The 26,634-nt window shown below is 72.3% G+C and carries 21 protein-coding genes; 10 read left to right on the forward strand and 11 right to left on the reverse strand.

Features of this window, described 5'->3' with window-relative positions; genetic code table 11:
• Window positions 1-66: 66 nt before the first annotated feature.
• The 4 genes from AB0G16_RS06400 to AB0G16_RS06415 form a co-directional block, all read right to left on the reverse strand.
• Window positions 67-1,356 (reverse strand): NlpC/P60 family protein, encoded by a 1,290-nt coding sequence (locus AB0G16_RS06400; protein WP_362799510.1) that lies wholly within the window; start codon window positions 1,354-1,356, stop codon window positions 67-69.
• Between the two features lie 318 nt (window positions 1,357-1,674).
• Window positions 1,675-3,474: a sigma factor gene (locus tag AB0G16_RS06405; protein ID WP_362799513.1), complete on the reverse strand. Its 1,800-nt coding sequence runs from the start codon at window positions 3,472-3,474 to the stop codon at window positions 1,675-1,677.
• A gap of 219 nt (window positions 3,475-3,693) precedes the next feature.
• Window positions 3,694-4,506: a hypothetical protein gene (locus AB0G16_RS06410; RefSeq protein ID WP_362799516.1), complete on the reverse strand. Its 813-nt coding sequence runs from the start codon at window positions 4,504-4,506 to the stop codon at window positions 3,694-3,696.
• A gap of 63 nt (window positions 4,507-4,569) precedes the next feature.
• On the reverse strand, window positions 4,570-6,180 hold the full coding sequence (locus AB0G16_RS06415) for an ATP-binding cassette domain-containing protein (RefSeq protein WP_362799519.1): 1,611 nt from the start codon (window positions 6,178-6,180) through the stop codon (window positions 4,570-4,572).
• 429 nt (window positions 6,181-6,609) lie between these two features.
• Between AB0G16_RS06415 and AB0G16_RS06420 the strand changes: the two genes are divergently transcribed.
• The 6 genes from AB0G16_RS06420 (at window position 6,610) to AB0G16_RS06445 (ending at window position 17,493) form a co-directional block, all read left to right on the forward strand.
• Window positions 6,610-8,004, forward strand: coding sequence for a hypothetical protein (locus AB0G16_RS06420; protein WP_362799522.1), 1,395 nt, complete (start codon window positions 6,610-6,612; stop codon window positions 8,002-8,004).
• Between the two features lie 313 nt (window positions 8,005-8,317).
• Window positions 8,318-8,905, forward strand: coding sequence for an RNA polymerase sigma factor (locus AB0G16_RS06425; protein ID WP_362799525.1), 588 nt, complete (start codon window positions 8,318-8,320; stop codon window positions 8,903-8,905).
• A complete protein-coding gene (locus tag AB0G16_RS06430) occupies window positions 8,902-9,846 on the forward strand; it encodes a CU044_5270 family protein (RefSeq protein ID WP_362799528.1) in 945 nt (314 codons plus the stop codon). The genes AB0G16_RS06425 and AB0G16_RS06430 overlap by 4 nt, the downstream gene beginning before the upstream one ends.
• Before the next feature lie 316 nt (window positions 9,847-10,162).
• The gene (locus AB0G16_RS06435) at window positions 10,163-12,028 is read left to right on the forward strand and encodes an ABC transporter ATP-binding protein (RefSeq protein WP_362799530.1); all 1,866 of its coding nucleotides are present in this window, start codon (window positions 10,163-10,165) and stop codon (window positions 12,026-12,028) included.
• Window positions 12,028-13,884 carry an ABC transporter ATP-binding protein gene (locus AB0G16_RS06440; protein ID WP_362799532.1) on the forward strand — a complete coding sequence of 619 codons (1,857 nt, stop codon included), beginning with the start codon at window positions 12,028-12,030 and terminating at the stop codon, window positions 13,882-13,884. Before AB0G16_RS06435 ends, AB0G16_RS06440 begins: the two co-directional genes overlap by 1 nt.
• A gap of 153 nt (window positions 13,885-14,037) precedes the next feature.
• Window positions 14,038-17,493: a hypothetical protein gene (locus AB0G16_RS06445; protein WP_362799535.1), complete on the forward strand. Its 3,456-nt coding sequence runs from the start codon at window positions 14,038-14,040 to the stop codon at window positions 17,491-17,493.
• 111 nt (window positions 17,494-17,604) lie between these two features.
• Here AB0G16_RS06445 and AB0G16_RS06450 read toward each other — a convergent pair whose 3' ends face one another.
• On the reverse strand, window positions 17,605-18,144 hold the full coding sequence (locus tag AB0G16_RS06450; protein WP_362799538.1) for a hypothetical protein: 540 nt from the start codon (window positions 18,142-18,144) through the stop codon (window positions 17,605-17,607).
• A gap of 292 nt (window positions 18,145-18,436) precedes the next feature.
• Between AB0G16_RS06450 and AB0G16_RS06455 the strand changes: the two genes are divergently transcribed.
• Together AB0G16_RS06455 and AB0G16_RS06460 are read left to right on the forward strand one after the other, a co-directional pair.
• Window positions 18,437-18,727: a hypothetical protein gene (locus AB0G16_RS06455; RefSeq protein ID WP_362799541.1), complete on the forward strand. Its 291-nt coding sequence runs from the start codon at window positions 18,437-18,439 to the stop codon at window positions 18,725-18,727.
• 20 nt (window positions 18,728-18,747) lie between these two features.
• On the forward strand, window positions 18,748-19,374 hold the full coding sequence (locus AB0G16_RS06460; protein ID WP_362799544.1) for an NUDIX domain-containing protein: 627 nt from the start codon (window positions 18,748-18,750) through the stop codon (window positions 19,372-19,374).
• Here AB0G16_RS06460 and AB0G16_RS06465 read toward each other — a convergent pair.
• Both AB0G16_RS06465 and AB0G16_RS06470 read right to left on the reverse strand, forming a co-directional pair.
• Window positions 19,305-19,907 (reverse strand): hypothetical protein, encoded by a 603-nt coding sequence (locus AB0G16_RS06465; RefSeq protein ID WP_362799548.1) that lies wholly within the window; start codon window positions 19,905-19,907, stop codon window positions 19,305-19,307. The genes AB0G16_RS06460 and AB0G16_RS06465 overlap by 70 nt on opposite strands.
• Window positions 19,908-19,944: 37 nt before the next feature.
• Window positions 19,945-20,592, reverse strand: a complete 648-nt coding sequence (locus AB0G16_RS06470) for a hypothetical protein (RefSeq protein WP_362799551.1) — start codon at window positions 20,590-20,592, stop codon at window positions 19,945-19,947.
• Between AB0G16_RS06470 and AB0G16_RS06475 the strand changes: the two genes are divergently transcribed.
• Window positions 20,573-21,967 carry a hypothetical protein gene (locus AB0G16_RS06475; protein WP_362799553.1) on the forward strand — a complete coding sequence of 465 codons (1,395 nt, stop codon included), beginning with the start codon at window positions 20,573-20,575 and terminating at the stop codon, window positions 21,965-21,967. The two genes, AB0G16_RS06470 and AB0G16_RS06475, sit on opposite strands and share 20 nt — an antisense overlap.
• A 78-nt stretch (window positions 21,968-22,045) precedes the next feature.
• Here AB0G16_RS06475 and AB0G16_RS06480 read toward each other — a convergent pair whose 3' ends face one another.
• Entirely contained in the window at window positions 22,046-22,738 is a 693-nt protein-coding gene (locus AB0G16_RS06480) for an NAD(P)-binding domain-containing protein (RefSeq protein ID WP_362799556.1), read from the reverse strand.
• A gap of 78 nt (window positions 22,739-22,816) precedes the next feature.
• Here AB0G16_RS06480 and AB0G16_RS06485 point away from each other — a divergent pair, with 78 nt between their 5' ends.
• Window positions 22,817-23,194: a helix-turn-helix domain-containing protein gene (locus AB0G16_RS06485; RefSeq protein WP_362799559.1), complete on the forward strand. Its 378-nt coding sequence runs from the start codon at window positions 22,817-22,819 to the stop codon at window positions 23,192-23,194.
• A gap of 115 nt (window positions 23,195-23,309) precedes the next feature.
• Here AB0G16_RS06485 and AB0G16_RS06490 read toward each other — a convergent pair whose 3' ends face one another.
• The 3 genes from AB0G16_RS06490 to AB0G16_RS06500 all read right to left on the reverse strand — a co-directional run bounded on the left by AB0G16_RS06490 (window position 23,310) and on the right by AB0G16_RS06500 (window position 26,438).
• On the reverse strand, window positions 23,310-24,077 hold the full coding sequence (locus AB0G16_RS06490; protein ID WP_362799562.1) for a MerR family transcriptional regulator: 768 nt from the start codon (window positions 24,075-24,077) through the stop codon (window positions 23,310-23,312).
• A 143-nt stretch (window positions 24,078-24,220) separates the two neighbouring features.
• The gene (locus tag AB0G16_RS06495; RefSeq protein WP_362799565.1) at window positions 24,221-25,048 is read right to left on the reverse strand and encodes a response regulator transcription factor; all 828 of its coding nucleotides are present in this window, start codon (window positions 25,046-25,048) and stop codon (window positions 24,221-24,223) included.
• 70 nt (window positions 25,049-25,118) lie between these two features.
• On the reverse strand, window positions 25,119-26,438 hold the full coding sequence (locus tag AB0G16_RS06500; RefSeq protein WP_362799567.1) for a histidine kinase: 1,320 nt from the start codon (window positions 26,436-26,438) through the stop codon (window positions 25,119-25,121).
• Window positions 26,439-26,634: the final 196 nt, after the last annotated feature.

The raw sequence follows: 26,634 nt of genomic DNA on the forward strand, positions 1-26,634 counted from the left end.
GGCCGGGCACCCGGTCCGGCGCCCGCACCGGGTGCCGGTCGGGGCGCCGGGACGTCAGGCGGGACGTCAGGCGGGACGGGTGGCGCCGACCAGGTCGCTGCGCCACATCGGCGCGACCCGGACCACGTCGCCCGTCTGCGGGGCGTGCACCATCAGCCCCTGGCCGATGTAGATCCCGACGTGGTGGATGTCCCCGGGGTTCCGGGTGATCTGACCGTAGAAGAGCAGGTCACCGCGGCGGAGCTCGCTGAGCGGGACGTGCGGCCCCGAGGTCCACTGGGTGCCGGTCCAGTGGTCGATCGCGACCCCGACCCGCTCCCAGGCCCGCATGGTCAGCCCCGAGCAGTCGTAGGCGGCCGGTCCCGCCGCCGCCCAGACGTACGGCTTGTCGAGCTGGGTGAGCGCCCAGTCGGCGGCGATGTCACCCCTGGCCGATCCCTCCGCCACGTTCTGCGCCCAGCGGGAGGCGGGCTGTCCCGCCGCCACCCGCGCCCGCGCGGCCTCACGGCGGAGCGCCTCCTGCTGGAACCGGGCACGCTCGGCGTTCTCCCGGGCGATCCTCGCCCGTTCCAGGGCGGCCGCGCGTTCCCTGGCGAGCAGTTCGGCGGCGCTTCGCGCCTCGTCGGCCTGCCTCTCCAGGCGCGCCTGCTCCCGCTCGATCCGCCGGGTCTCCTCGACCTGCTCGGCCACGGCCTCCTGGGCGGCCCGTTTGGCCTCCTCGGCCGCGACGGCCGCCTCCCGCTGCCGGGTGTAGGCGTCCTCGGCCTGTTCCCCGAGGATCGCGAAGACCTCCTGGGCCTCGCGCAGCTGTTTCAGCCTCTCGGCCTGGCCGCCGCCCATGTGGGCCAGGATGCTGGCCCGGCGCAGGTAGCCGTCGTCGGTGCCGCCACCGCCGCCGCCCAGCACGGTCGTCATCGGATCACTCAGGTCGAGACCGCCGTAGCTCTGGGCGGTGATCGCGGCCACCATCCCGCGTGCCTCGTCGACCTCGGAGCCGGCGAGCCGGACCCGTTCGGCGGCCCGTTCGGCGACCTCACGGGCGCGGGCGGTCCTGACCAGTTCCCCGTTGTAGGACTCGACGAGCCGCTCCGCGCGGATCGTCAGCTCCTCCAGCCTGGCCTGTGCCTCGGCGACCAGGGCCGTGGCGGTGCCGAGACGCTCACCGCGCTCGCGGGCCCTGGCCCGCGCCTCGGCGACCTCGGTGGCCGACGGGCCTCGCACGCCGCCGGGCGCGACGTCGTCGGGCGGGGAGAGGCGGCCGGGCACGGCGCCGGCGGGGAGCCCCGGCCCGGTGATCAGGCAGCAGGCCAGGCCCGCCACCGCGGCGACATGGCGGCGCCGTCCGATTGAACGCATGCGTCTCCCCCCGGAGTCCCCCGTGAATGCCGCGTATGACACGGAATACCGCGTGACGCGGTGCCGCCCCCAGAGCGGCGCGTACCGCCCCCCAGGCGGCATCCCTCACCATTCCCGCCGATCACTCGGCGCACACCTGCCGCTCACGCCCCGTGACGACCGCCCGCCACCCTACTCCCGCCCACGAGGTCTCCGGCCCCGTCCACTCCACGACGGGATCTCTCGTCCGCGAGCCCCTCCCGCCGGCGTGGGGCTCTCTTCCGCGGGTCCCGTCCCTTCATCGTGGGATCCGGTCCTTCGCCCGCGGGCCCGGTCCCCTCAGCGGCCAGGACCGGCGCCGTCCCAGGTCCGCCGCCGGCCTCGGTCCTGGCCGGACGCGGGCGGGCCGGCGCCCTCCCGCCCCTCGGAGGCGGTGTCCGGGGAGCCCTCCGCCTCCCATCGGGACCGGTGACCGCCGGACGCGGGCCGGGAGCCGTCGTGCGAGTCGCCCCGCTCCCGGCGCCACCGTCGGGTGCCGTCCGCGGAGGACGTCCGTTCCGCCCGCGAGGAACCCGGATCGTCGCGCGAGACGCCCGGATCCGTCCGCGAGGGGGCCCGGTCCGTACGCGAGGAGCCCCGGTCCGGCCGGGAGGCCGTCGACCGGCCGGCCGGACCGTCGCCGGGACCGCAGAGGCGTGACGATCGGTTCCCGTGGTGGTGCCCGTGGTGGCGGCGGTGCGGCAGGCGGTCCGCGTGACGGCCGTCCGGCGCACCGACCTCCTGGGACGACGGCGCGGGCGGGGAGTGCGGGGGACGCGGGGAAGGGGCGTCCACCGGAGGGCGCCGGGACGGGCTCCCCGGCCGGTCGGCCGGTTCGTCGCCGGGTGAGCGCCGGGTCCGGCGGCCGTCGGCCGGGGACTCGGCCGGTCCTCTGGGGGCACGCTCGGACGGCGCCTCAGCCGGCCCCTCGGCCCCTTCCTCCCCGTCGGCTTCCTCCTCTGCTCCTTCGGCGGCCCGGTCACGGCCCGGAGGCCGCGAACCGTCCTGCGGCCCGGACCCGGTGGTGTCCGGCGACCGCGCCGACCCGAGGAGTTCGACGGCCAGCCCCTCCCCGGCGCGCTCCGGCGCCGGGGTCTCCTGCCGGCCGGGCCCCCAGGGCCGGTGTCCGGACGGAGGCTCCACCACCGCCGGGAACCCTCCCGAGGCGACGCCGGAGCGGGTGCCCGACGGATCCGCCACGACCTGGACGGCGACCAGGGCGATCGCGGCCGCGGCGGCGATCGCCGCCGCGGCCCCGGCCACCACCCGGGAACCGCGGCGGCTCCGGGGGGTCCGGCCCTCGGGGAACCCGCCGCCGTCCAGGGGGCCGGCCCGGTGGGCGACCTCGCGCCGGTAGGGGACCCGGCCGGGGTCGCTGAAGCAGTCCATCACCCGCGCGCGCAGCGCGGGCGGCAGCGGGGCCACCGGGAGCAGGTCGAAGACCTTGGCCGCCGAGACCTGCCTGACCCGGTGCGGCGCGCAGGTGTCGCACCGTTTCACGTGGCGGATCACCCGCTCCCGCGCCTCCGGGGTGAGCTCGCCGCCGAAACCGGCCAGCAGGCGGGACCTGCTCGCGCAGTCGTAGGGGCCCTTGCGGACGAGGACCTCGGCGGTGACGACGTCGCGCAGGCGCTCCCTGGCCGACTCGTACAGCGCGCCGGCGGCCTTGGTGCCCACCCCCAGGACCGCGCCCAGGTCGAGGGGCCCGAAGCCGTGCCGGCAGCTCAGGTCGAGGACCTCCCGGTCGCCATGGGACAGGCTCCGCGTGGCGTTCCAGGCCATCACCCGCAGGTCGGCGTCGCCGCCGGCGGTCCCGGGGGCGGGCGCCGGCGTCTCGGGCGCCCCGGCGGGGACGCGCCGCAGGCACTCCTGCCTGGCGAGCGCGTACAGCCACGCCTCCAGCCGCCGGGGGTCGGCGAGGGCGTGGACATGGGCCTCGGCGGCGACGAAGGTGTCGAGGAAGGCCGCCTGCGCGTCCTCGGAGGTCGCGAGCATCGAACGGCAGTAGCGGTAGACGCCTTCGACGTAGGCGTCGTAGAGGGCGACGAGAGCCCCGGGCTCCCTCGCACGCAGGGCTTCGACCAGGACGCTGTCAATCATGTCACCGACGGTAAAGGATTCGTCACACCACGTTCCAGTGGTTCGCGGACAATGACGAGAACTGTCTTTGCCGGGTCAATCGAACCGGTAAAAAAAGCGCCCCAGAATTGCAGTAATAAATATATATGAATGGTTGTTTGACCGGATTGTTCATCCCGGTCGAGGATCACCGGGACCGGGACCGGGACGGGGCCGCGGGCCGCCGGGGAAGGGCCGCGGTCACGGGCCCATCACCCCGGCCAGGGGCGCCTGCCTGCCGCGATCCTTGGCGAACGGGGGCATCTTCGGCTTGACCGTGTGCACCGGCAGCGCGCCGCCCAGGGCGAGCTGTTCGAAGGGGCGGCTGCTCGACCCCCAGGCCCGCGCGGTCACCTCGGCCGAGGCGATGTCGCGGGGATTCTCGACGCTCTTGATCTGCAGGACGAAACGGCGCCTCTCGCCCGCCTGGACGTTGTCCACGAAGGTGCTCCCGCCGCCCAGCAGCTTCCCCTTGCCGTCGCGCAGCAGAGCGGTGACGGCCAGACTGCGGGCCGGTGTCACGTACGGGGTGCCGACGTAGCCGGTGACCAGGTAGTCGCCGTCGCTCGTGCGGTCGGTCAGCACGTCGTACACGGGAAAGGGCTGGAAGGCCGAGACGATCCGGCCGGCCAGGTGCCAGCGGGCCGGGCGGTAGGAGATGTTCACCGCGACGGGCCTGTCCTGGGTCACCACCTGGCCGGTGAAGGGAAGGACCCCGGCGGGCGGCACCGCGTCCAGCGGCTGGTCCAGCCGGACGACCTCCTTGCCCTGGGAGTCGCTGGCGACGACGGTGGCCACCACGTGCTCGCCGAAGTGCCACGGGTTGGTGTTTGCGAGGACCCCGGCCCAGTTCACCATGTACCCGTCGTCGCCCTTCACGATGGACGACGCCTGCTCCCTGACCGCGAGCGGCTGGAGCGGCGCGGCCGGCGGCTTCTCCTCGCCGGCGCAGCCGGAGCCCGCGGCGAGCAGCGACAGTGCCAGGACTGCGACGATTCGGGTGCTGTGCTTCACCTAGCCGTGATAACCGGCACAGCCCCCTCACCCACCCCGACACGCCGACGGCGGCCCGACTCTTTACCTCTGCCGGACCACCCTGGTCTCGTCCCATACCGGTTCAGAGGATTCGTAGACCTTTCCATCGGAACCGAAGACCAGATACCGGTCGAAGTCATCGGCGAACCAGCGGTCGTGGGTGACCGCGACCACGGTCCCGTCGAAGGCGTCCAGGCCCTCCTGAAGGGCCTCGGCGCTGGCCAGGTCCAGGTTGTCGGTGGGCTCGTCCAGCAGCAGCAGCGTGGTGCCCGACAGCTCCAGCAGCAGGATCTGCAGCCGCGCCTGCTGCCCTCCGGAGAGGGTCTCGAAGCGCTGCTCGGCGATGCTCCCGGCCAGCTCGTAGCGGGACAGGATCTTCATCGCCTCGTTCTTCAGCCGGGCGTGCTCGGTCATCACGATCTCGCACGGCGTGCGGCCGAGGAGCTCGGGGCGGGCGTGCGTCTGCGCGAAGTGGCCCGGCACGACCCGGGAGCCGAGCCTGGCCACGCCGGTGTGCCGGACCTCCTCGCCGGCGATCAGGCGCAGGAAGTGGGACTTGCCCGAGCCGTTGGAGCCCAGCACCGCCACCCGCTCGCCGTACCAGATCTCCAGGTCGAACGGCTTCATCAGGCCGGTCAGCTCCAGGCCCTCGCAGATCACCGCCCGCTTGGCGGTCCGGCCCCCCTTGAGCCGCATGCTGATGAACTGCTCCCTGGGCGCGGCCTCGGGCGGCCCGGCCTCCTCGAACCGGCGCAGCCGGGTCTGGGCCGCGTGGTAGGCGGCGGCCATGGAGTCCATGTACTTGGCCTTCTGCTTGAGCATCAGGACCAATCGTTTGATCTTGGCGTGCTCCTCGTCCCAGCGCTTCTTCAGCTCGTCGAGACGCTCGTTGCGCTCCCGGCGCGCCTGCGCGTACGAGCGGAAGCCACCGCCGTGGACCCAGACGTTGCCGGACTCGACGGTGATGATCCGGTCGGCCGCGTTGGCCAGGAGCTGCCGGTCGTGGCTGACCAGCAGAACGGTCTTGGGGGTCTCGCGGAGCGCCCCCTCCAGCCAGAGCTTGCCCGGCACGTCCAGGTAGTTGTCCGGCTCGTCGAGCAGCAGCGTCTGGTCGGGGCCGCGCAGCAGCGCCTCCAGCACCAGCCGCTTCTGCTCGCCGCCCGACAGGGTGTTGACCTCGCGGTACTTGCAGGCGTCGTAGGCCATGCCGAGCGCGGCCATCGTGCAGGTGTCCCAGAGCACCTCGATGTCGTAGCCGCCCGCGTCGGTGTAGTCGGTGATGGCCTGCGCGTAGCGCATCTGCGCCTTCTCGTCCTCGCGCTCCATCATCACCAGCTCGGCCGCCTCCAGCTTCCCGGCCGCCTCCCGTACGCGCGTCGGGGCCACGCTGACCAGCAGGTCGTGCACGGTCCGGCCGTCGCGGATGCTGCCGATGAACTGCCGCATGATCCCCAGGCCGCCCGAGCCGGCGACGCTGCCGTCGACCGGTTTCAGATCGCCCGCGATCAACCGCATCAGCGTGGTCTTGCCCGCCCCGTTGGGGCCGACGAGCGCCGCCTTCACCCCCTCGCCGACCCTGAAGGAGATGTCCTCCAGCAGCGGCCGCCCGTCCGGCAGAACATATGTCAGATGGCCGACCTCAACGTGTCCCACGACTCTTCCCTCTTTCCAGGTCCCCGCGCAGGCTACATGCCGGTTTCAGGTCCGGCATCCCAATTCCGACCGGTACGGCCCGGCGATCCGGCCGTCACGCCCACGGCGAGCCGATCGCCCCGGTGCTCGTGGACCGGCGTGGGCGGCAAGCAGACAGCCCGATACCGGCCCAGCGGCGAACTACTCATTTGGCCTTCTAGTGGACATAAGATATTAAATCTATACAAAATTCCTTGCCGGGATTTTTATCAGAAAAAGACGGTCAACCGAAATCATTATCGGTAGTGCATTTTCAGTTACGGCAGATCCGATATCAGAACAGGACTGCACGTTTATTCGCCAGTCTGAAAAAAGTTGAAATGAGGTATTTGTTTCGTCGACGGCGCTGATTACTCTCCCGATCATGGGTTCTCAACGGGAGGAACACCTTTGTCACTGAAACTGCGTCGCATCATGTCGGCGATCGCCGCGGGGGGACTCGTCGTCCTGGCGATGGCGAGTCCGGTGGCCGCGTTCGCGCCGCCGTATCTCGACGAACCCACCGGTCCGTACACACTGCCGGTGGACGCCGACGTGCCCAAGCGTGGCTGCACCACGACGCTGTCCGACCCCAAGAACGCGAGCGGGAGCACCCCGGCCATCCAGGTGATCTACGCCTGGCACGACGGCGGCGGGAACAACTACGAGACCCACGTCGAGCAGATCGCCAAGCTGGTCGACCGGATGGACCTGGAACTGGACGAGTCCACCAACTACGACCAGCACCTGAAGCTGAGCTGCCGCACCGGCTACGACACCAGCACCTACTCCGGTTACGCCCGCGCGCTGGTGGTACCGGAGAAGATCGAGGCCGGCGTGATCGGCGGCGAGACCCCGTACTACACGGTCCCCGATGATCTCGGCGCGGCGGGATACGACAACGCCAACCGCAAGTACGTGGTGTTCGAGGACTTCAACGGGACGGCGACCGCCTGGTGCTCGACGACGTGCGCGGCGACCGCCGACGAATGGTCCAGCGCCACCCTGCTGCACGAACTGATCCACCTCGGCGCGGACGGTTTCTACGTGGACCATCCCAAGGTCACCGAGGCCGTCAACCACCTCAGCTACCCCGACGTCATGTCCAACCCGAGATACGACTGGCAACTGGACCACGACTTCAACAACTACTACGACCCGAGCGAGACCACGGCGACCTTCTACACCGGCAACGAGGCCACCGACACCCGCAAGGTGAACGTCGCGGCCTGGCCCTACCTCACCAGCCCCACCTGCTGCGACATCGGCTACAGCAACGACCTGCTGACCGCGCAGGAACGCACCGTCGAGGCCGACGCGCCGTACGCCACCCCGACCGGGTTCAGTGTCTCGGGCGGCGGCTGGATCCATGTGACCCCGCCCGGCCCGACGTCCCAGATCTCGGCCAAGCACTACGACGGACGCCGGTCGCTCACCATGAACGTGCAGTCGCACGCCACCGGCGCCGTATCGGTCACCCGCAAACCCGCGGTGACCGCCGGCCAGCCCTACAAGTTCTTCGCCAAGATGACCACCGCCACCTCCGGCAACGTGAAACTGCGCCTGTCGTGGTACAACTCGTCCAATACGCTGATCTCCACCAGTGAGAGCCCGACCATCGCGCTGACCGGCACCTGGACGGAATACCGCCACAGGGCGACCGCCCCGGCCGGAGCGACCGCCGTCCAGCTCTCGGTGGTCAGCCCCGCCGGCCAGACCTTCGCCTACCAGCTCGACGCCCTCCAGCTCAACCACTGCAACAACGGCAAGACCACCGACGGCTGCCGCCTGGACACCTGGCAGTGACCTCCGGGTGACGAACTGACCCGGCGCCTCCCGGCGGTGACCCGGTACGCCGGAACCCGCCGGGAGGCGCCACGCGGTCCGGCATCCCGGTTCCCAGCCGGTACGGCCCGGTGATCCGGCCGTCACACGCGGGCGAGCAGGTCTTTCCGCCGCCCGCGAGCCGGTCACTCCGTCCGAGGCGCGCCGCCGCCAAGCGGAACGGGATCCCGAGCGGGTCCTCGCCGCGTTCACGGACGAGCATCACGTCTCCCCGCGGCGAGAACCCGTTCCGGCTCTCCGGGAGACAGACGGGTATGGAATCACAAGGACCGAGATGACCGCGCAGCCGGTGGACACGGATCAGACGGACGACGCCGAATTGATCCGCCGCTCGCGTGACGATCCCGAGCAGTTCGCGGCGCTGTTCGACCGCTACGCCCCCCAGATCCACCACTACGTCGCCCGGCGGCTGAGCACCCAGGCGGCCGACGACGTCACGGCGGAGACCTTCCTGACGGCTTTCCGCCGTCGCGACTCCTACGACCTGGCCCGGCCGCTGGCCAGACCCTGGTTGTACGGCATCGCGACCACCCTGGTCGCCAGGCACCGGCGCGACGAGGAGCGGTTCCTGCGGGCGCTGAGCCGTACGGGAGCGGACCCGCCGCCGGAACCGATGGCCGACACGGTGATCAGCCGCGTCGCCGCCCAGGAGGAGGAGCGACTGATCGCGAAGGCGCTGGCGGGACTGTCACGCGGCGACCGTGACGTGCTGCTGCTGGTCGCGTGGGGCGACCTGTCCTACGAGGAGGTCGCGCAGGCGCTCGGCGTCCCGTTGGGGACCGTGCGTTCTCGACTGCACCGCGCGCGCAAGAAGGCCAGGGCCGTCATCGGCGGCGACCCGACCCGGGAGGAGAGGCAGTGAGGGAGATCCAGCGGTTCCGCGCGTCCGTTCCGACGATCACACGCGAGGCGGAGGAGTCGGCCCGCGCCCGCCTGCTGCACGAGATCCACACCCCGCCCGCGCCCGCGCGGCGGCGCCTGCCCCGGCTGGCCTGGAGGATCGCGGTGGCCGGTGCGTTGTCGGTGGTGATCGGCATCGGTGTGGTCCGATCGCAGGTGCCCCAGGTGACACCCGTGGCCGGCGTCCAGGAGCTCAGCGAGCGCGCGGCCGAGGCGGCCGAGGCCCGCGGCGGGCCGAAACCCTCGCCGGGCCAGTGGCTGTACATCAGGGAGAGGCGGGCCGCGCCCGGTGACGGGCTCGGCGTGAACCTCGGCGAGCGCACCACCGACGAGATCTGGACCAGCGTGGACGGCGAGCAGATCGCCTGGTATCAGCCCGGCGGCGAACTGCTCGTCCAGGGCACCCATCCCGGAATCTCCGCGGCCGACCTGGCCGAGCCTCCCGTCACGCCACAGAGGCTGCTCGACCGGATCGACAAGGTCACGGCGGAGGCCATGGCCGGATGGTTCGACAACGACGGCAGCCCTCATGAGGAGCCCAGGGAACAGCGGCTCTTCCAGGCGATCTATCAGCTCATGGGCGAGCAGGCACTCGGCCCCGAGGTGCGCGCCGCCCTGTTCCGCGCCCTGCCCCTGATCGAGGGGGTGGTCGTGCGTCCGGACGCCGTGGACGCCGAGGGTAGGCACGGGGTGGCCTTCAGCCACACCGACGACTGGGCACGCTACGAGCTCATCCTGAGCCCGGACGATTTCCGCTACCTGGGGACGTACGGGGTCACCGTCGCGGACCGCACGATGACGTACCCGGACGCGGACCCGGTCTTCGTGCCGGCGGGCACCCCTCTCGTGCTCAGCGCCCAGCTGGAAACCCACCTGGTCGACAAGGCCGGGCAACGCCCCTAGACACCGTGACCCCCTTCCGAGCGGGAAGGGGGTCACGGTGTGCGGGGAGGCCTGCTTCCGGCCTTCGGTCCGGGGGACGTTTCGATGTCCGCCGTCACGGCATCGCCCCCTCGCGCCCGGCCGGGCCTCGCGGCCGGCGGCACGCCGGAAACCCCCACCTCTCCCTTCCCGGGGAAAAGCCCCTGAGCAGCGGGAACACGTGGTCCGGCAGAACCGCCGGGTGGCCGGGGCGGGGGAAATCCGATGGGAAACCGTCGGGGGCCGGTGATAGAAAGCAGGTTCGACCCCCATCATCGACCCGTCCGGGAGCGAAGCCGTGGCCAGCAACAGCTCGGAGTTCTCCGTCTCCGGCCTGCCCTACGACAGGCGGGGGCCGGTGCGCTGGATCTGGTCCCACGTCCGGCGCCACCCGCTCCAGCTCGTCGGGTTCCTCGGCTCGTCGTTGGTCATGGTCGTCCTCAACGCCATGGTCCCCGGGCTCACCGGCACCGCCTTCGACACCGTGCTGAGGGGCGCCGGCGGTGACGGCGGCGGCGCGGCGCGGGCGCTGGGCCTGATCTCGCTCACCCTGCTGGCGATCGTGGTGGCCCGGGGCGCCTTCGACGTGGTCGCGCGCCTGTCCGGGGACGTCCTGGCCAAGCGGCTGGAGCGCGACGCCCGCGACGAGCTCTACGTCAGCCTGCTCGGCAAGAGCCAGACCTTCCACAACCGGCAGCGGGTCGGCGACCTGATGGCGCGGGCGGCCAACGACATCCGGCAGCTCTCCACCATGGTGAATCCGGGCGTCGACCTGATCGTCGACTCCGGCCTGACCGGTCTGGTGCCGCTGTTCTTCATCGCCGCGATCGACCCGCGCCTGCTGCTGGCACCCGGCGTCTTCGCGGTCGTCTTCGTCTTCGCTCTCCGGCACTACATGGGGCGGCTCAGCCCGGTGGCGACCCGCATGCGGGAGGAGTTCGGCGACCTCAACGCCGGGCTGAGCGAGGCCGTCCGCGGCATCGAGGTCATCAAGGTCACCGCGCAGGAGGAACAGGAGCGGCGGAGGTTCCGGACCCGCGCCCGGCGCTACCGCGACTCCTTCGCCGCAGGCGGCCTGGTCCAGGCCCGCTACCTGCCGACCCTGCTCTTCGCCTTCGCGATGGCCGGGGCCCTGTGGCACGGCCTCCATCTCCAGGCCTCCGGCGCCCTCACCATCGGTGAGCTGGTCGCCTTCATGGGCCTGATGGGCATGCTGGGCTTCCCGACCTCGATGTCGATCTTCAGCTTCTCGCTGGTGCAGATCGGCATCGTGTCCTCCCGCCGGATCCTCGGCATCATGAACACCGAGACCGAGCTCGGGCAGCGCGCCGACGGTCACGCCGCGCCGATCGGCGGATCGATCGTCTTCGAGAACGTGACGTTCGGCTACGGCGACGGCGACCCGGTGCTGCGGGACGTGACGTTCGCCGTGCGGCCGGGCGAGACCGTGGCGATCGTCGGCGAGACCGGTTCGGGCAAGAGCACCCTGGCGAAGCTGGTCCCGCGGATCTACGACGTCACCGCGGGCCGGATCCTGGTGGACGGGGTGGACGTGCGCGAGTGGGACCTCGACTCGCTGCGCTCCCAGATCTCCACCATCGAGCAGGACATCGTGCTGTTCTCCCGGTCCGTGGCCGAGAACATCGCCTTCGGGCTGGGCCAGCGGGCGGATCGCGAGGCCGTGGTCCACGCCGCGGAGGAGGCGCAGGCCGCCGAGTTCATCGGCGAGCTCGACGACGGCTACGACACGGTCATCGGGGAGCGCGGCATCACCCTCTCCGGCGGCCAGCGCCAGCGCCTGGCCATCGCGCGCGCCCTGCTGACGAATCCGGCGATCCTCGTGCTCGACGACTCGACGAGCGCGATCGACTCCGCCACCGAGGACAGGATCCAGCAGGCCATCGACCGCGTTCAGGAGGGGCGCACCACGCTCCTGATCACGCATCGGCTCTCCCAGATCCGCTGGGCGGACAAGGTCCTGCTGCTCCGCCGGGGCCGGCTGGACGATTTCGGCACGCACGACGAGCTGCTCGCCCGCAACCGCCTCTACCGGCGGATCTTCGCCCACTACGACGAGGTGGACCTGCCGGGCGCCGAGGCGGCCCCCGCCGGGTCCTCCGGTCCGGCCGTGCTCCTCGCGAGCGAGCAGGGAGGGCACGCCTGATGGGCTTCATCATGGACGGTCTCGAGGCCGAGGACTACGACCGCGCCTACAGCGACCGTGACCTCCTGCGCCGGATCCTGTCCTACTTCCGGCCGAAGCTGGGCGCGATGGTCCTGGTCGCGGTCATGATCGTGTTGTTCTCGCTGACCCAGGCCGCCATGCCGCTGCTGATCAGCGAGGGCGTGGACGGCATCGAGGACGGCACGATCGCCGACGTCGGCCTGCGGCTCAGCGCCGGCCTGCTGCTCGCCGGGGTGCTCGGCTGGCTGTTCAACTTCGTCCGCCAGTGGTACAGCGCGAAGGTCACCGGCGACGTCGTGCTGCGCCTGCGCGAGGACGCGTTCGACGCCGTGCTGGAGCGCGACCTGTCGTTCTACGACGAGACCCCCTCGGGCAGGATCGTCAGCCGGGTCACCTCCGACACCGACGACTTCGCCACCGTCGTCACCCTCACGATGGACCTGATCAGCCAGGTGCTGATGGTGGGCTTCATCGCGGTCCTGCTCTTCGTGCGCAGCGTCGAACTCGCCCTGCTGACCCTTCTCGTGGTGCCCGTCGTGGTCGGCATCGCCCTGCTGTTCCGGCGGATCGCCCGCACCAGCACCCGCAGGGCACAGCGCTCGCTGAGCCGCGTGAACGCCACCCTGCAGGAGACCATGGGCGGGATCACCGTCGCCAAGAACTTCCGCCAGGAGCGGCGGGTCTACGACGAGTTCCTCCCCATCAACCGGCAGAGCTACAGGGTGACGCTCCGGCAGGGCTTCGTCTTCTCCAGCATCTTCCCCGTGCTCTTCCTCGTCGCCGGGCTGGCCACGGTCGCGCTCGTACAGATAGGCGGCACCAGGGCGCTCGGCGGAGGCCTGAGCGCCGGCGACTGGTACCTGTTCCTGCAGGGTGTCGCGCTCTTCTGGTTCCCGCTGACCTCGATCGCCGCGTTCTGGTCCCAGTTCCAGCAGGGCCTGTCCGCGTCCGAGCGGGTCTTCGCCCTGATCGACGCGCCGCCCCGGGTCGTGCAGACCGACGCGCGGCCGGCCGGCGAGATCGCGGGCCGCATCGAGTTCCGCGGCGTCACGTTCGGCTACGAGGCCGGCAACACCGTGCTGCGTGACTTCGACCTCGTCATCGAGGCGGGTGAGAGCGTCGCGCTGGTCGGCCACACCGGTGCGGGCAAGTCCACGCTCAGCAAGCTGATCACCCGGTTCTACGAGTTCCAGGAGGGCCTGCTGACGATCGACGGGCGTGACATCCGCACGCTGGACCTGCCCGGGTACCGGCGGCGGATCGGCGCGGTCCCGCAGGTGCCGTTCCTGTTCAGCGGGACCGTCGCCGACAACATCCGCTACCCGCGGCCGGAGGCGGGCGACGACGAGGTGCTCGCCGCCGCCACGGCGGTCGGCGGCGGTGACTGGATCGACGCACTCGCCGACGGCCTGCGCACCGATGTCGGCGAGTACGGCCGCGCCCTGTCCATGGGGCAGCGCCAGCTCGTCGCGCTGGCCCGCCTGCTCATCCAGGATCCGGCCATCGTGGTGCTGGACGAGGCCACCGCCAGCGTCGATCCGCTGACCGAGGCCCAGATCCAGGAGGGCCTGGACCGGGTGCTGACCGACCGTACCTCCATCGTCATCGCCCATCGGCTGTCCACGATCGAGCACGTGGACCGGATCATCGTGCTGGATCACGGCCGGATCGTCGAGGAGGGCGACCACGCCACGCTGCTGGCCAGGGGCGGGCACTACTGCCAGGTCTACAACACCTACTTCCGGCACCAGTCCCCCGACTACCGTCCCGGCTCCGGGTTCGTCTCCGTCACCGGCTCCGCCTCCGGTTCCGGCTCCGGTTCCGGCTCCGCGTGAACGAGGGCCCGTGAGCCCGGCCGGGCATCCGCGAACAACGAAATAGCATGTAAATGCTATTAAGAAAGTCCTAAATCAGGGTAAGGCGTTTTCCGGGATACATATTATTCATTCAGCCCTTACGTGCCCTTCATTTAGGGTGATGATGTTGCGATGAGCGGCGATGAGAGCGGCGGCCGGGTCCGGCGGGGGTCGCGTCCGATCACCCGTCCGCGGATCCTCCCGGGACCGCTGCGCGAGCTCAAGGAACTGCTCTACGAGCTGTACCTGAAGGCCGGAGCCCCATCCGCCGGTGCCGTGGCCGCCATGATCGTCGCCGACGACGGCCTCCCCGCCGCTCCCGGGCCCGACGCCGTGCACCACATGCTGGCCTCGGTCCGGCCGCCCCCCTGCCTGCCCGACCTGATCACCGTCGTCGCCGTGCTGGCCCGCCTGGCCGGGGAGGATCCCGACACGGCGGCCGGGCGGGCTCGCGAGCTGTGGGCACGGAGCCGCCTGGCCGTCGCGGCGGGGCTGCCGATCCGCTCGCTGACCGACCCGTTCGCGCTCGGACTGCACCCGTCGATCGACCCGGCGACCTGGACGACCGACCCGGCGACCGGCCCGACCGGCCCGACCGGCCCGGGAGTCGGCCCGGGGGTCGGCGCGGCCGGGCAGGGATCCGGCACGACCGGCGCGACCGGCTCGCCGGGACCACCCGTCTACGTGCCGCGCCGTCACGACGAGGAGCTGGGCGCCCTGGTACGGAGGGCGGCGGCCGGGCACAGCGGCATCGCGATGCTGGTCGGCGACTCCTGCACCGGCAAGACCCGGACCTGCTGGGAGGCCGTGCGGCTGCTTCCCGGCGGATGGCGGCTGTGGCGGCCGGACGATCCGTGCGGTCCCGAGGAGACCGCCGACGCCCTCGCCTTCATCACGCCGAGGACCGTCGTATGGCTCGACCGGTCGCAGCTCCACCTGCTCACCCCGGACGACCGGGGTGAACGGGTCGCCGCCGGGCTGCGGGCCCTGGTGCGCGACCCGGAGCGCGGCCCCGTGCTGGTCCTGGGCACCATCTGGCCGGAGTACTGGGCCGCCCTGACCGCGTCCCCCACCGGTTCCGCCGCGAACGGCACCGCCGGCGGTCCCGCTCGTGGCCCCACCGACCTCCACCCCCGGGCGCGGGCGCTGCTGGCCGGAACCGCGCTGCACGTACCCGACCGTTTCAGCGGACCGGCCCTGGAGGCGGTGCGCGCGGCGGCGGCCCATGACCCGCGGATGGCACGCGCGTACTCCGAGGCCCGTGACGGCCGGATCGCCCAGTACCTCGCCGGCGCCCCCGTCCAGGAGAAGCGCTACCGCGACGCGCCCGCGCCGGTCAGGGCCCTGATCGAGGCGGCCATGGACGCCAGGCGCGCGGGCCACGGCCCCCTCCTGCCCGGCGTCCTGCTGCGGGCCGCCGCTCCCGGTTACCTGACCGGTCCGCAGGGTGAGGACCTGCCCCGGGACTGGTTCGACCGGGCCGTGGCCCACGCCTGCGCGTCCCATCGGGGGGTCGGCGGGCCTCTCGCCCCGGCCCGTCCCCTTCCCGGCGTACCTGCCCGTTACCGGCTGGCGGACCACCTGGAGCAGCTCGGCCGCGCCGGTCGCCGCACGCTGCCCGTCCCGGCGGCCGTGTGGGACGCGCTGGTCCTGCACACCGCCCCCGGGGACCACCTGTCCGTCGCCGTGCAGGCTCACGCCCGCGGTCTGCACCGCCACGCCCTCCGGTTGTACGGGACCGCCACCGTCGCGGGCGATCCGGAGGCGCCCGGACAGGCCATCGCCCTGCTCAGGGCGGCGGGACGGGCCGGCGAGGTGCTCGCCTGGCTGAGGGCCCACGACGGGCTGGACGACGCCCGGACCCTTCGCCGCATCACCCCCCTGCTGCACGACGTCAGGCACCACCGGGAGGTGATCGCCGCCTACCGGCGCGCCGCCGAGGCCGGGAACACCGACGCGCTGAGGGAGGTGATCGCGCTGCTGGTGGAGACCGGACGGGTCGGCGAGGCCGACGCCCTGACGCGGGACCTCGCCCGGGACGGCGACGCCGGTCTGCTCGGCTGGGCCGCGGCCCTGCTGGACCGGGCGGGACACCCCGGACGGGCCCTCGCCGTCTACCGGCGGGCCGCCGGGACCGGGAACCTCGACGATCCGGGGTGGCTGGCCTCCCTGCTGTTCAGGACGGGCCGCGAGCAGGAGGCGATCACCGCCTACCTGCGCGCCGCCGAGGCGGGCGACCGGCACGCGCTCGAACGAGCCGTCACCCTGCTGACGGAGGCGGGACGGGCCGGGGAGGCGATCGCCCGGACACGGGACCTCGCCGAGCGCGGCGACCGCCGCGCCCTGCGGCAGGCGGTCCGGCTGCTGGTGGAGGCGGACCGCGCCGACGAGGCCGTCACCTGGCTGCGCGACCGCGCCGAGCGCGGCGACCACCGCGCCACCGCCGAGCTGGTCGAGCTGCTCCGGCGGCGGGACCGTACCGAGGAGGCGGTGGGCTGGCTGACCGGGCGGGCGAGGAACGGAGACACCTACGCCTTCTGGCGGGCGGTCGGGCTCCTGCGGCAGACCGGGCAGACGGGCCGGGCTGTCGCCCGGCTCCGGGCCCGGGCGCGGACCGGCGACGCCCTCGCGCTCGAACAGGCGGCCCGGCTGCTGCGGCACACCGGGCGGACCGAGGAGGCCCTGACCTGGCTGGTCGCCCGCGCCCGGGACGGCGACCGGCACGCCGTCGAGCTGATGCCCTCCTTCCTGGGCGCGGCGGGACGGACCACGGAGGCGATCGCCGCCTACAGGCGTGCCGCCGAGGCGGGCAACGCCGGGGCCCACTGGCCGATGGCCGTCCTGCTGCACGAACAGGGCCGGTGGGAGGAGGCGCTGGACGCCTACCGCCGCGCCGCCGGGACCGGTCACGTCGGCGAGGGCTGGCGGATGGTCGAGCTGCTGGAACGGACGGGCCGGACCGGCGAGGCCCTGGACGCCTACCGCCGCGCCGCGGAGTCCGGGAACACCGACGCCGCCTGGCGGATGGTCGAGCTGCTCCAGCGAACCGGCCGTACCGGGGAGGCCGTCACCTGGCTGCGCGGCCGCGCCGGGAACGGCGACGCCGACGCCCTGTGGAAGGCCGTCGAGCTGCTGCAGGAGTCCGGGCGGACCGAGGAGGCCGTCACCTGGCTGCGCGACCGTGCCCGCGACGGGGACCGCGACGCCCTCGAACGGCTCATCGCGCTGCTGCACCAGACGGGACGGTCCGGGGAGGCCGTCACCTGGTTGCGGGCCCGCGCCGAGCACGGCGACGGAGCCGCCCTCGGGTACGCGGTGGACCTGATGCGCGAGACGGGCCGTGCCGAGGAGGCGGTCTCCTGGCTGGACGCGCGTACCGAGGCGGGCGACCTGGAGGCCCTGGTCTGGTCGGCGGCCCTGCTGCGCGAGCTCGACCGTCCGGACGAGGCGGTCCTCGCCTACCTCCGCGCCGCCGAGCTGGGGGTTCCCGGCGCCCTGCGGCAGGTGACGGACCTGCTGAGACGACTCGGCCGGACCGGTGAGGCCGAGCGGCTCCGCAGGTACGGGATCACCCCCGGCGGCACATGACACCGGGCGGCTCCGCGAAAGCCGAACCCGGCCACCCGGGGGACGGTCGTACGGGCTCCGGAGGCCGGCGCGTGCCGCTGCGCCCGCTCGGCGGCGCGCACCGCCGGTGCGTCATCGCGGAACGACATGGCCGGCCACGATCACATCGGCAAGCAGCGGCAGCTCGCTGCCCAGCACGTCGGTGAGCTGGCGGGCGCGCAGGATCCGGTGGTCGTGGACGAGCCGTTCGACCGCGCGGACCGTCGTCGTCTCCGAGACGGGCCCCGGCCCGCCCCGGCGGGAGAGCTCGGGGGAGGTCCAGCGGAACTCCTCGTCGTCGGTGCAGGCCACCAGCCCGTAGTAGACCGACACCGCCGCCCGGCCGGAGGCCAGCTCGTGGACGTCGGCGGAGATGCCGTGACGGGCCAGCGCGACGGTCAGCTCCTCGGCGCGGCGCAGGGCGGCGAACCGGCGCGCCTCGTCCCGGACGGTGGTCGACGGCGCGGCGGCGTTCGCGTGGGAAGGAAGTACGCCGCCGCGCCCGCTCATGGGGGTGTCGCCCTCCCGCCGCCGGGCGAGGGGGTCGCGGGCCAGGGCCAGGCGGAGCGCGCGGTCGGCCCGCGTCTCGACCGGCCGGTGCGGGCGGGCGGGCGACGCCGGGAACCGTCTCACGGCCAAGGACTTCGAGCTTGCCCGTCACATCGACGCGATCGCCACCGGCCACGGCGCCGAGGCGGTCTGATCGCACGGTCCGGCGCGGCGGCGTCCTCCGGGGAGCGTGCATCACCGTCGGGCCCGTTCGCCGCGGGGGGACCTTCATGACGATGACGACCTCCCGGCCCTGTGCGACCTCGTCCGCGACGATCCGCCTGGTCGCCTCGACGCCGTCGAGGCCGGGCATCCGCACGTCCATCAGGCCCGTCCCCCTCGGACGACCTGCTCCCGGACGGAACAAAGTTCCCTGATGATCCACGCACTCGCGGCCATGGTCGTGTTCGTCTGCACGGAGTTCGTCTTCTCGGCGCTCTTCTTCTGGCCGCGTAACACGATCATGTTCGTGGATCCGGTCGGGACCCACTCCGCCGACCACCTGCGCACCGTCGCCGCCGAGTTCGAGGCCGGCCACTGGGTGCGGGTCGTCGGGGGCGTGGTGACCTCCGCGCTGGCGTTCACCGGTCTGCTCCGCCTGTACCGCGGCCGGGTGTTCTCCGTTCCCCACGCCACCCGGCCGGACGCGACGGCCACCCCGTCGTGACGCCGCCTATGATCACCGATATGTCCGAAGTGACCATCCGGCCGTCCGCGCGCATCCTGCTGGTCGACGCCGAGGATCGAATCCTGCTCTACCGCGGGTCGAGGATGACGGACGCGGCCGAGCACTCGTGGTTCACCCCGGGGGGCGGCATCGACGACGGCGAGCCCCTGAACCACGCCGCGGCGCGGGAACTGCGCGAGGAGACCGGGTACTCGGTCCCGCCCGAGGAGCTCGGGCACGTCGTGGCCGCGGCCGAGGGGCACTGGCGTCACCCCGACGGCCGGTTGTTCTTCTCCCGCGAGTCCTTCTTCTTCCTGCGCGGCCGGGAGCTGGAGGTCGACGTCTCCGGCATGGAGGACCACGAACGGTCGCTCATCGACGACTTTCGCTGGTGGTCCCTGGCCGAGCTCCGGAGCACCGGCGAGCAGGTGATCCCCTTCGGCCTGGCGGACCTGCTGGAACGCCTGCTCACCGGTGACATCCCCGGCGAGTCCGTCACCCTCCCCTGGCACCACCCGGACCTCCTCGTCCAGGGGAGCCCGGCGACCGGGGACGGGGTGACGAGGGAGGGCGAAGGTCAGGGGGCCTCGGAAGACGGCGCGCCCGCGGGTCCGGCCGGCTCCGCCCGGCTCGGCAGGGGTTCCTGAGGCGAGAGCAGGAAGGGCCGGCCGGCGAGGCGGAAGAGCACGACGATCAGGGCCACGAGGGCCGCGAACCAGCCGACGACCGTGACGACGCTCTCCTCGGCGTAGCCGTACCCGGCCAGCATGCCGATCGCGCCCAGGCCGACCACGGCCCAGCGCAACACGTCGAGGAGGACGGCCCCGAAGACGTCCCCGCGGGGACGGATCCTCCTGATGACGGCGTCGGCGATCAGCCAGACGGCGAGCAGGCCACCGGCCGCGCTGACGGGGCGGGCCACGTGCCCGACGGCGGAGAGCAGCAGGTCGTGTTCCGAGTCCGTGCCCGTCGTGAGCAGGACGGCGAGCGAGGCGCAGACCAGGGTGACGGCGCAGGATCGGGCCCGGCCGAAGGCGTCGTCGGCGGATCGCCGCAGTCCCGCCAGCCCGGCCGAGCACAGCCCCCACCCGACGGGGTCGACCAGCAGGTCGAAGCCGTTGAGGCGCAGGGCGCCGAACACGACGGCGAGGCCGACGGCGACCTTCATGACAGGCGGCATGCGTCACGACCTTCCGGGCCGGCGAGCCGATCGGCCGTCACCATCCGGGGTTCACCGCCTCGCTGCAGACCTTGCCGACGAGACCGCGCTGCCAGGCGACCGGGACGTCCTTCTCCGGGCTCTGCAGCCACCAGGAATCCCATGTCGCCTCCGTGGTCCTCGATCCCGTCCAGGTTCTGTACGAGAACCGGACCGGCTGGGGCTCGTGCGGCACCGCCGCGCAGTCGGTGATGACGACGCGCCTTTCCAGCCTTTCGGAGTCACCGCCGTGCACGGTGACCTCGGAAGGCTGGTTCTTCGACCCGTCAGCGGGGAGAAAGCGCAGCCCCGGCATTTCCGTCGCCAGATCGGTGAGCGTGAAGGCCGCCAGTCCCCTGTTCTCGACCTCGATTCTCAGGGTGGTGGACAGGACGCCGTTCCGGTCCACCTCGGCGTGGAGGAAGAAATCGCCGGCGCTCCATTCGACCTGCGGGGTCAGTGCCCCCGACCACCACAGGGCCGCCGCGACGAGCGCGAACGGAAAGCAGGCGGACAGCACCATCACCAATCGTGCCTGCTGCGTGCGCCACGTGGCGACACCGAATTGCTGCCATATTTCTTCCGAACTCACGATATAGAACCATATAACGTGTCTCTTTGTGACGACAGCTTCGACAATCTCCTGGGTGGCCGCGGCGATCGCCATACTGGCGGCCCTTGTACCGGTTACCCGGGAACGGCTGAACAGGTTCACCCAACTGACGGGTCTTTTCGTCACGGAGACCAATGCCCGCCTGGTCGTCGACCATTTCTCCGCGCTGCGCCGATGGCGGCTGATCGCCCTCGTCGCGGCCGTTCCCCTGACGATTGTGACCGATGACCCGTTCTATCTGATCCTGGGATGGTGCGCCGTCTGCGTCTTTCGCGACGTACTGCCACCGGCCGGGGCCCCGCGCGCCCACGAGGGCGTGGCGCCCTACCGGGGGGCGTGGCTGCTCAGCGTGGCCGGTGCCGTGGTGGCTGTCGGCTCGTCGGCGTCCGAGCACGGGTTCACCGCGGCGCGCCTGGCCCATGTCGTCGTCGCGGTCGTCGTGGTGGTGACCGTGGAGCTCGCCGCCCGGGCACCGGGCGCCGGACCGTCGCCCGGGGTACCGGACGACGTGGTCCGGGCCGAGCGGGCCGTCCACGGGTGGTCGGCCCGGACCCTCTACCTCGGCGGGGCCGCGATCGTCCTGTCGGGCGCGCTGCTCACCCCCGCGCAGCCGGCCCGGCCCGACCTGCCCGAGTACTCGATGCCCCTGTCGTTCCCCGAGGAAAGGGCCCGGTTCACAACGGTGGACGAGTACACGGGGCCCACCTGCGCGTGGATCGACCAGATGGACGCCCCCTGCCGGTGGTGGCTGGTGAACGAGCAGCCGTTCCCGCAGGCGGCGCCGTACGTCGTCGGCAAGGGCGGGGCGCCCCGGCTCGCGCCGTTCGTGCCGGCTCCCGGCAAGGAGGCCGTCGTCTACCTCGACAGGCACGAGCGCCGCATGGTGTACCAGGACGGCGAGGGCGTCCACGACCTCACCGGGGTGCTGGCCGACACCGAGGTGCCCACGCCCACGTTCGCCCGTCAGAACAGATACGTCGCCCTGAGCCGGAACGGCGCGCGGATCACCGACACCAGGGACTGGGGCACGGTGTCGATCCCCGACGCCCGCAAGGTCCACGACCTCAACGAGAGCGGGATCGTGGCCACGACGGCCTCCCGGGTGCTCGTCCTCGACCACAGGGGCAAGGAGCGGATGAGCCTTCCGCTCAGGAAGCTCGGGAAGGACGCCCCCGAGGACACGTACCACCTCCGGCGGGACGGGGACCGTTTCGTGGTCATCCGAGGCCCCGAGGGCCGCGTCGAGACCTTCGACCCGGAAACCGGTGAACGCCTCTCCGTCGTCACCCCCACGTTCCCCGGTGAGGACTTCCTCGACGTCGGCCTCGGCTGGTCGAAGCAGGGCCCCTTCGTCGTCCGCGGCTACGCCAGCGAACGCGAGTACTACCTCGACCTGACAGGGGGCGACCTGTGGAGGCGCAAGAGGTGAACCGCCGTCGGCGCCGGCCTCACCTCCGCGAAGATGCCGGTGCCACCGGCGGATCGACGCCGGGGGCACGAACCACGTTCACCGGTCGGCGACGGCCGGCGCGCGCCCCGTCGCCCCGTCCGGTGACGCCCGGCGGATCCCCGCGTACTCCACCGGAGGCGCGATGGCCTGGGCGTCCACCCCCTGGCCAACCCACAGGCCGATCAGGAACACGGCCGTCGCCTCCAGCAGATCCGCGCGGGCGAGCCCTCCCCCCTCGAACGGCTCACAACCGAGGTCGCGCACGAGCCGTCGTACCGTGTCGAGGGCCGCCGCGTCGTCGCCGCAGAGCGGAACCGCCAGGGGACGGCCGTCGAAGACAGGCGGGGTCATACGCCAGACGCTCTCATGACAGAGGTTGAACGCCTTGACGACGCGCGCGCCGGGAGCGGCGGCCGCGATGCGCTCAGCCGCGGACGGGCCGCCCCGGGTCTCCAGCACGAAGCCCGGCCCCACCGGGTTCGTACAGTCGATCAGCGTTCGTCCCCCCAGGGCGCCGGAGAGTCCGGACACCACGTCGGCCGCGACCGCGTGGGGCACCGCGAGCAACACGGCGTCGCCACCGTGCCCGGCCGCCTCCCGCAGGGTGCCCGCCCGTCCGCCGATCCTGGCGGCCACCGCCGCGGCACGGGCGGCGTCCCGCCCTCCCACGAGTACGGAGTGGCCGGCGCGCGCCCACCCTTCGCCCAGCGCGTTCGCCATGCCGCCCGTACCGAGAATTCCGATCTCCATCCCGCTCACTTCTCCTCGCGTGTCCCCGACGATGAATTCAAGGCGACATTAGGGAACCGCTCGGGCACCATTCGGTACGTGACCGCTCAGCAGATGTTCCTCGCCGACTGCCGTGCCCGGCTCGCCTTCGACCTGCTCGCCAACACCTGGAACGCCGTGGTGGTGTGGGCGCTGCGCGACGGCCCCGCGCGGCCGGGCCGGTTGCGGGAGCGGATCGGCGGCATCAGTCCCAAGGTCCTCACCGAGACGCTGCGGCGGCTCGAGTTCAACGGCCTGGTACGGCGCAACGTGTACCCCGGCTCACCGCCGCACGTCGAGTACGGGCTCACCCCACTGGGGCGGACGCTGCTGGAACCGATCGAGGCGTTCGGCGGATGGGCCTTCGAGCACGGGGACGAGGTCATGGCGGCCCAGGAACGCGCGGAGGCGGCCGAGGGACGCGGGCACGACGGCTGACGAGGACGCCGCGGCGTCTCTGCCGGGGCGCCGGGGCGACGGGCCGAAGGATCTGCAGCTCCCTCGGCCCTCGTCGGCGGGGTTCTCGTCCGGCGAGACGCTCGTCCGGCGAGGCTCAGCTCAGCCGGGCGCTCGCGTACGCGACCATGGCGTCACGCATGTACGCGGCCAGCCCCTCGGCGATCCGCTCGTAGTTCACCCTGAACCGTTCGTCGTCGACCTGCATCCGGCCCAGGTGCGCGTACTCCTCCGCGGTCGGTGTCCAGAACCGGGTCGTCTCCCGGTGGTGGACGTCGAGTTCGGCGAGCACCGCGGGGTCGTCGACGGGCGTGCCGGCGGTCATGAGCTCGGCCAGCCGCACCATCGCCGCCGTCGCCTCCCGTCCCATGCGGTCGAGCTCCTCAGGGGTCGTGGTGTCCAGCAGTTCCTGCTGTCCGGCCCCTTCCCAGCGCTCCGGCCACCGCTCGCGAGCCTCCACGCCGTACCGGGCCTGGTCGAACCCCTCGAACAGGTTCTCCGGTCTGTTGATCTTGGACATGTCGCCCCTTTCCCTGTTCTCCTGCAGTTCGGTGATGGTGCGGGCCACCATGCGGACCACCGCGTCCAGCCGGTCGCGCTCGCCCAGCAGTCGCCGGTGGTGCTCGCGCAACGCCGCCACGGGATCGGTCTGCCGGTCGACGATCTCCTTGATCTCGGTGAGACCGAGGTCGAGCTCCCGCAGGAGGAGGATCTGCTGCAACCGCAGCAACTGGTCCTCCTCGTAGTGGCGGTAGCCGTTCCCGCCGACCCAGGCGGGCGTCAGCAGCCCGATCTCGTCATAGTGGCGCAGGGTCCTCGACGTCACTCCCGACATCCGCGCCACCTGTGCGATCGACCACGCCATGGCCCGCCCGTTCCCCTCGTCACCGTGCCGGATCTTCCGGCCTGTTCACGACGGTAGATGTTGACGCGACGGCAGAGTCAAGCCGCATCGAACGACCGGCGCCGTGGGGCGGGTCCTCTCGCCGAGGCGCGCCGGCCAGGACGTCAGCGTCGCCCGGGAGACGGACCGCCCCGCGCGTCCGGCTCGTCCACCAGACCGGCCTCGTGCGCGAGGAGCACCGCGTTGGCCCGGTTGGCCAGCTCGAGCTTGGCCAGCAGCCTGGAGACGTAGCTCTTGACCGTCGTCTCGGACAGGAAGCGGTCCTCGGCGATCTCCCGGTTCGTCAGGCCCCGCCCGACCAGGCCCAGCAGGTGGCGCTCGCGGTCGTTCAGCACGGCGATCCTGCCGAGCGCGGCCTCCCTGCCGTCCGCCGCGCGGGCCGACCGCTCCAGCAGGTGTCGCGCGGCCACGGGCGACAGCACGCTGTGCCCGCCCGCGACCACCTTGATCAGACCCAGCAGGTCCTCGGGCGGTGTCGTCTTCACCAGGAAGCCGACCGCGCCCGCCTCCAGCGCCTCCAGCACGTGGTCGTCCGAGTCGAAGGTGGTCAGCGCCACGACGGCGGGCGGGCGGGACAGCCGGTTGATCTCCCTGGTGGCGGTGACACCGTCGACGCCGGGCATCCTGATGTCCATCAGCACCACGTCGGGGCGGCCGCGCAGCACCTCCTCGACGGCCTCGGCCCCGTCGTACGCCACGCCGACGATGTCGATCTCGGCGGACGACCCCAGGATGGTCCGCAGGTGACCGAGGACCATGGGGTCGTCGTCGACGAGCAGGACTTTGATCGCGGGCGCCGCGCCGGTGTCGCCGGCCCGATCGCCACCGCCGTTCAGGCCGCCGGCGTCGGCCCGATCACCGACGTCGGCATGGTCGCCGACGTCGGTCGGGCCCGTGTCGTCCGGTGGCCCGGCCGGCCGGGGGGTGGTCATGTCCCCAAGCGTATATATCCGCGCCGGACGCGCCGAGAGGCCGGAGGAAGCTCCGCCGCCCGCACCGGGCTCACGGCGGAGGCGAGGCGGAAGAGGCCGATCCCTCGCGCTCGCGGTGGTCCTCGGTGGGGACGAGCGCCGGGAGGTCCGCCGTGACCAGGTACCCGCCCTGCTCGGTGGGCCCGCTCCGCAGGGTGCCGCCGAGCAGGGACACCCGGCGCCGCAGGCCCGCCAGCCCCGCATGCGATCCGCTGGCGACCAGCGACGGATCGGCGGGCGCGGTGGGCGCGGTGTTGAGGATCTCGACGCGCACCGCCTCGGGACTGTGACGCAGGTCGACGGTCACCCGGGCTCCCGGGGCGTGTTTGCGGACGTTGGTCAGTGCCTCCTGCACCACCCGGTACGCGGCACGGGAGATCACGGGAGACGCCGTACCGGGGTCGCCGCCGACGCGCAGCGACGCCCCGGCGGAACCGGTCAGCTCGGCCAGGTCTCCGCCTCGGTCGTCCGCGGTCCGTGCCGCCCCCCGGCGGCAGTCCCGGTCACAGGCCCCCTGGACCGCCGTACGGCCGCAGTCCCGGCCGCAGGTCTCCCCTGACGGCGCGGCCCGCCCGCCGCTCCGCATGACACCGATGAGGTCCCGCAGTTCGACCATGGTCCGGGAGCCGAGGTCCCCGATCCGCCGGGCCGCGGCCTTGACGGCCTCGTCGTCGGCCGACGTCCGCAGGGCTCCGGCGTGCAGGACGATCTCGGTGACGTGATGGGTGACGACGTCGTGCATCTCGGCGGCCAGGTGCTGGCGTTCGGCCACGATGGCCCTCTCGTTGAGCAGGTGCCGCTCACGTTCGGCGATCTCGACACGCTCGCGCAGTGAGCTCAGCAGGCTCGCCCTCGCCCGCACGTACATTGCGATCACGGCGGGCAACACGGCGTAGACCAGGCCGGCGTAAAGGCCGGTCCAGGTCGGCGCCCACGGCTGGACGTTCAGCAGCACCAGCGCGCCGACGCAGGCGAACGCCGTGGGCGTGGACCGCAGGTAGACCAGGGTCCACACCGCGATGGGCGTCGCCAGCGGCACCGCGCCCGCGAAGAGCGGATCGGTGGAGATCAGCAGCCCGGGCGTGGCCAGATCGGCGACCCGTGCGATCGTCGCGCCGAGGACGACGAGGACACCGACCGCCAGCGGACGGCTCAGCGCGAACAGCAGGAGCCCGTCGACGACGAGGTTGAACACCAGTTCGGCCGCCGGCCCCAGCGCTCCGGACGTCCGCTGCCCCCCGGCGTGGAGCAGCACCTGCAGGCACGCGTAGGCCACGATGACGACGAACACCGCGACATGTCCCGCCCACCCGGCGCCGCGGCCGTCGGCGAGTGCCGATCGTGTTGTCATGACCGCGCACCTTCCCCGCCGAAGGATGCCGTCACCCCGTCGCGGGGCCGGAAACCGGGCCGGCGAACAGGCAACCTCGGCGACGTACGACGCAACTCGGTTGCGGGACGAGCAGGGGTGTCGATGAATAGATTGTTCATTGTCCGTACGGAATCCGGAAGTTCAACGGCGTCGGCGCCCCCGGCGTCCGTCTGCG

The organism is Streptosporangium sp. NPDC023615, assembly GCF_040640155.1.
Taxonomy (GTDB): Bacteria; Actinomycetota; Actinomycetes; order Streptosporangiales; family Streptosporangiaceae; genus Streptosporangium.

Coding starts and splice junctions, on each gene's coding strand:
- AB0G16_RS06400 (WP_362799510.1), bottom strand. CDS start 1,356: ATGCGTTCAATCGGACGGCGCCGCCATGTCGCCGCGGTGGCGGGCCTG.
- AB0G16_RS06405 (WP_362799513.1), bottom strand. CDS start 3,474: ATGATTGACAGCGTCCTGGTCGAAGCCCTGCGTGCGAGGGAGCCCGGG.
- AB0G16_RS06425 (WP_362799525.1), top strand. CDS start 8,318: ATGACCGCGCAGCCGGTGGACACGGATCAGACGGACGACGCCGAATTG.
- AB0G16_RS06440 (WP_362799532.1), top strand. CDS start 12,028: ATGGGCTTCATCATGGACGGTCTCGAGGCCGAGGACTACGACCGCGCC.
- AB0G16_RS06445 (WP_362799535.1), top strand. CDS start 14,038: ATGAGCGGCGATGAGAGCGGCGGCCGGGTCCGGCGGGGGTCGCGTCCG.
- AB0G16_RS06455 (WP_362799541.1), top strand. CDS start 18,437: ATGATCCACGCACTCGCGGCCATGGTCGTGTTCGTCTGCACGGAGTTC.
- AB0G16_RS06460 (WP_362799544.1), top strand. CDS start 18,748: ATGTCCGAAGTGACCATCCGGCCGTCCGCGCGCATCCTGCTGGTCGAC.
- AB0G16_RS06465 (WP_362799548.1), bottom strand. CDS start 19,907: ATGCCGCCTGTCATGAAGGTCGCCGTCGGCCTCGCCGTCGTGTTCGGC.
- AB0G16_RS06470 (WP_362799551.1), bottom strand. CDS start 20,592: ATGGCGATCGCCGCGGCCACCCAGGAGATTGTCGAAGCTGTCGTCACA.
- AB0G16_RS06480 (WP_362799556.1), bottom strand. CDS start 22,738: ATGGAGATCGGAATTCTCGGTACGGGCGGCATGGCGAACGCGCTGGGC.
- AB0G16_RS06490 (WP_362799562.1), bottom strand. CDS start 24,077: ATGGCGTGGTCGATCGCACAGGTGGCGCGGATGTCGGGAGTGACGTCG.
- AB0G16_RS06495 (WP_362799565.1), bottom strand. CDS start 25,048: ATGACCACCCCCCGGCCGGCCGGGCCACCGGACGACACGGGCCCGACC.
- AB0G16_RS06500 (WP_362799567.1), bottom strand. CDS start 26,438: ATGACAACACGATCGGCACTCGCCGACGGCCGCGGCGCCGGGTGGGCG.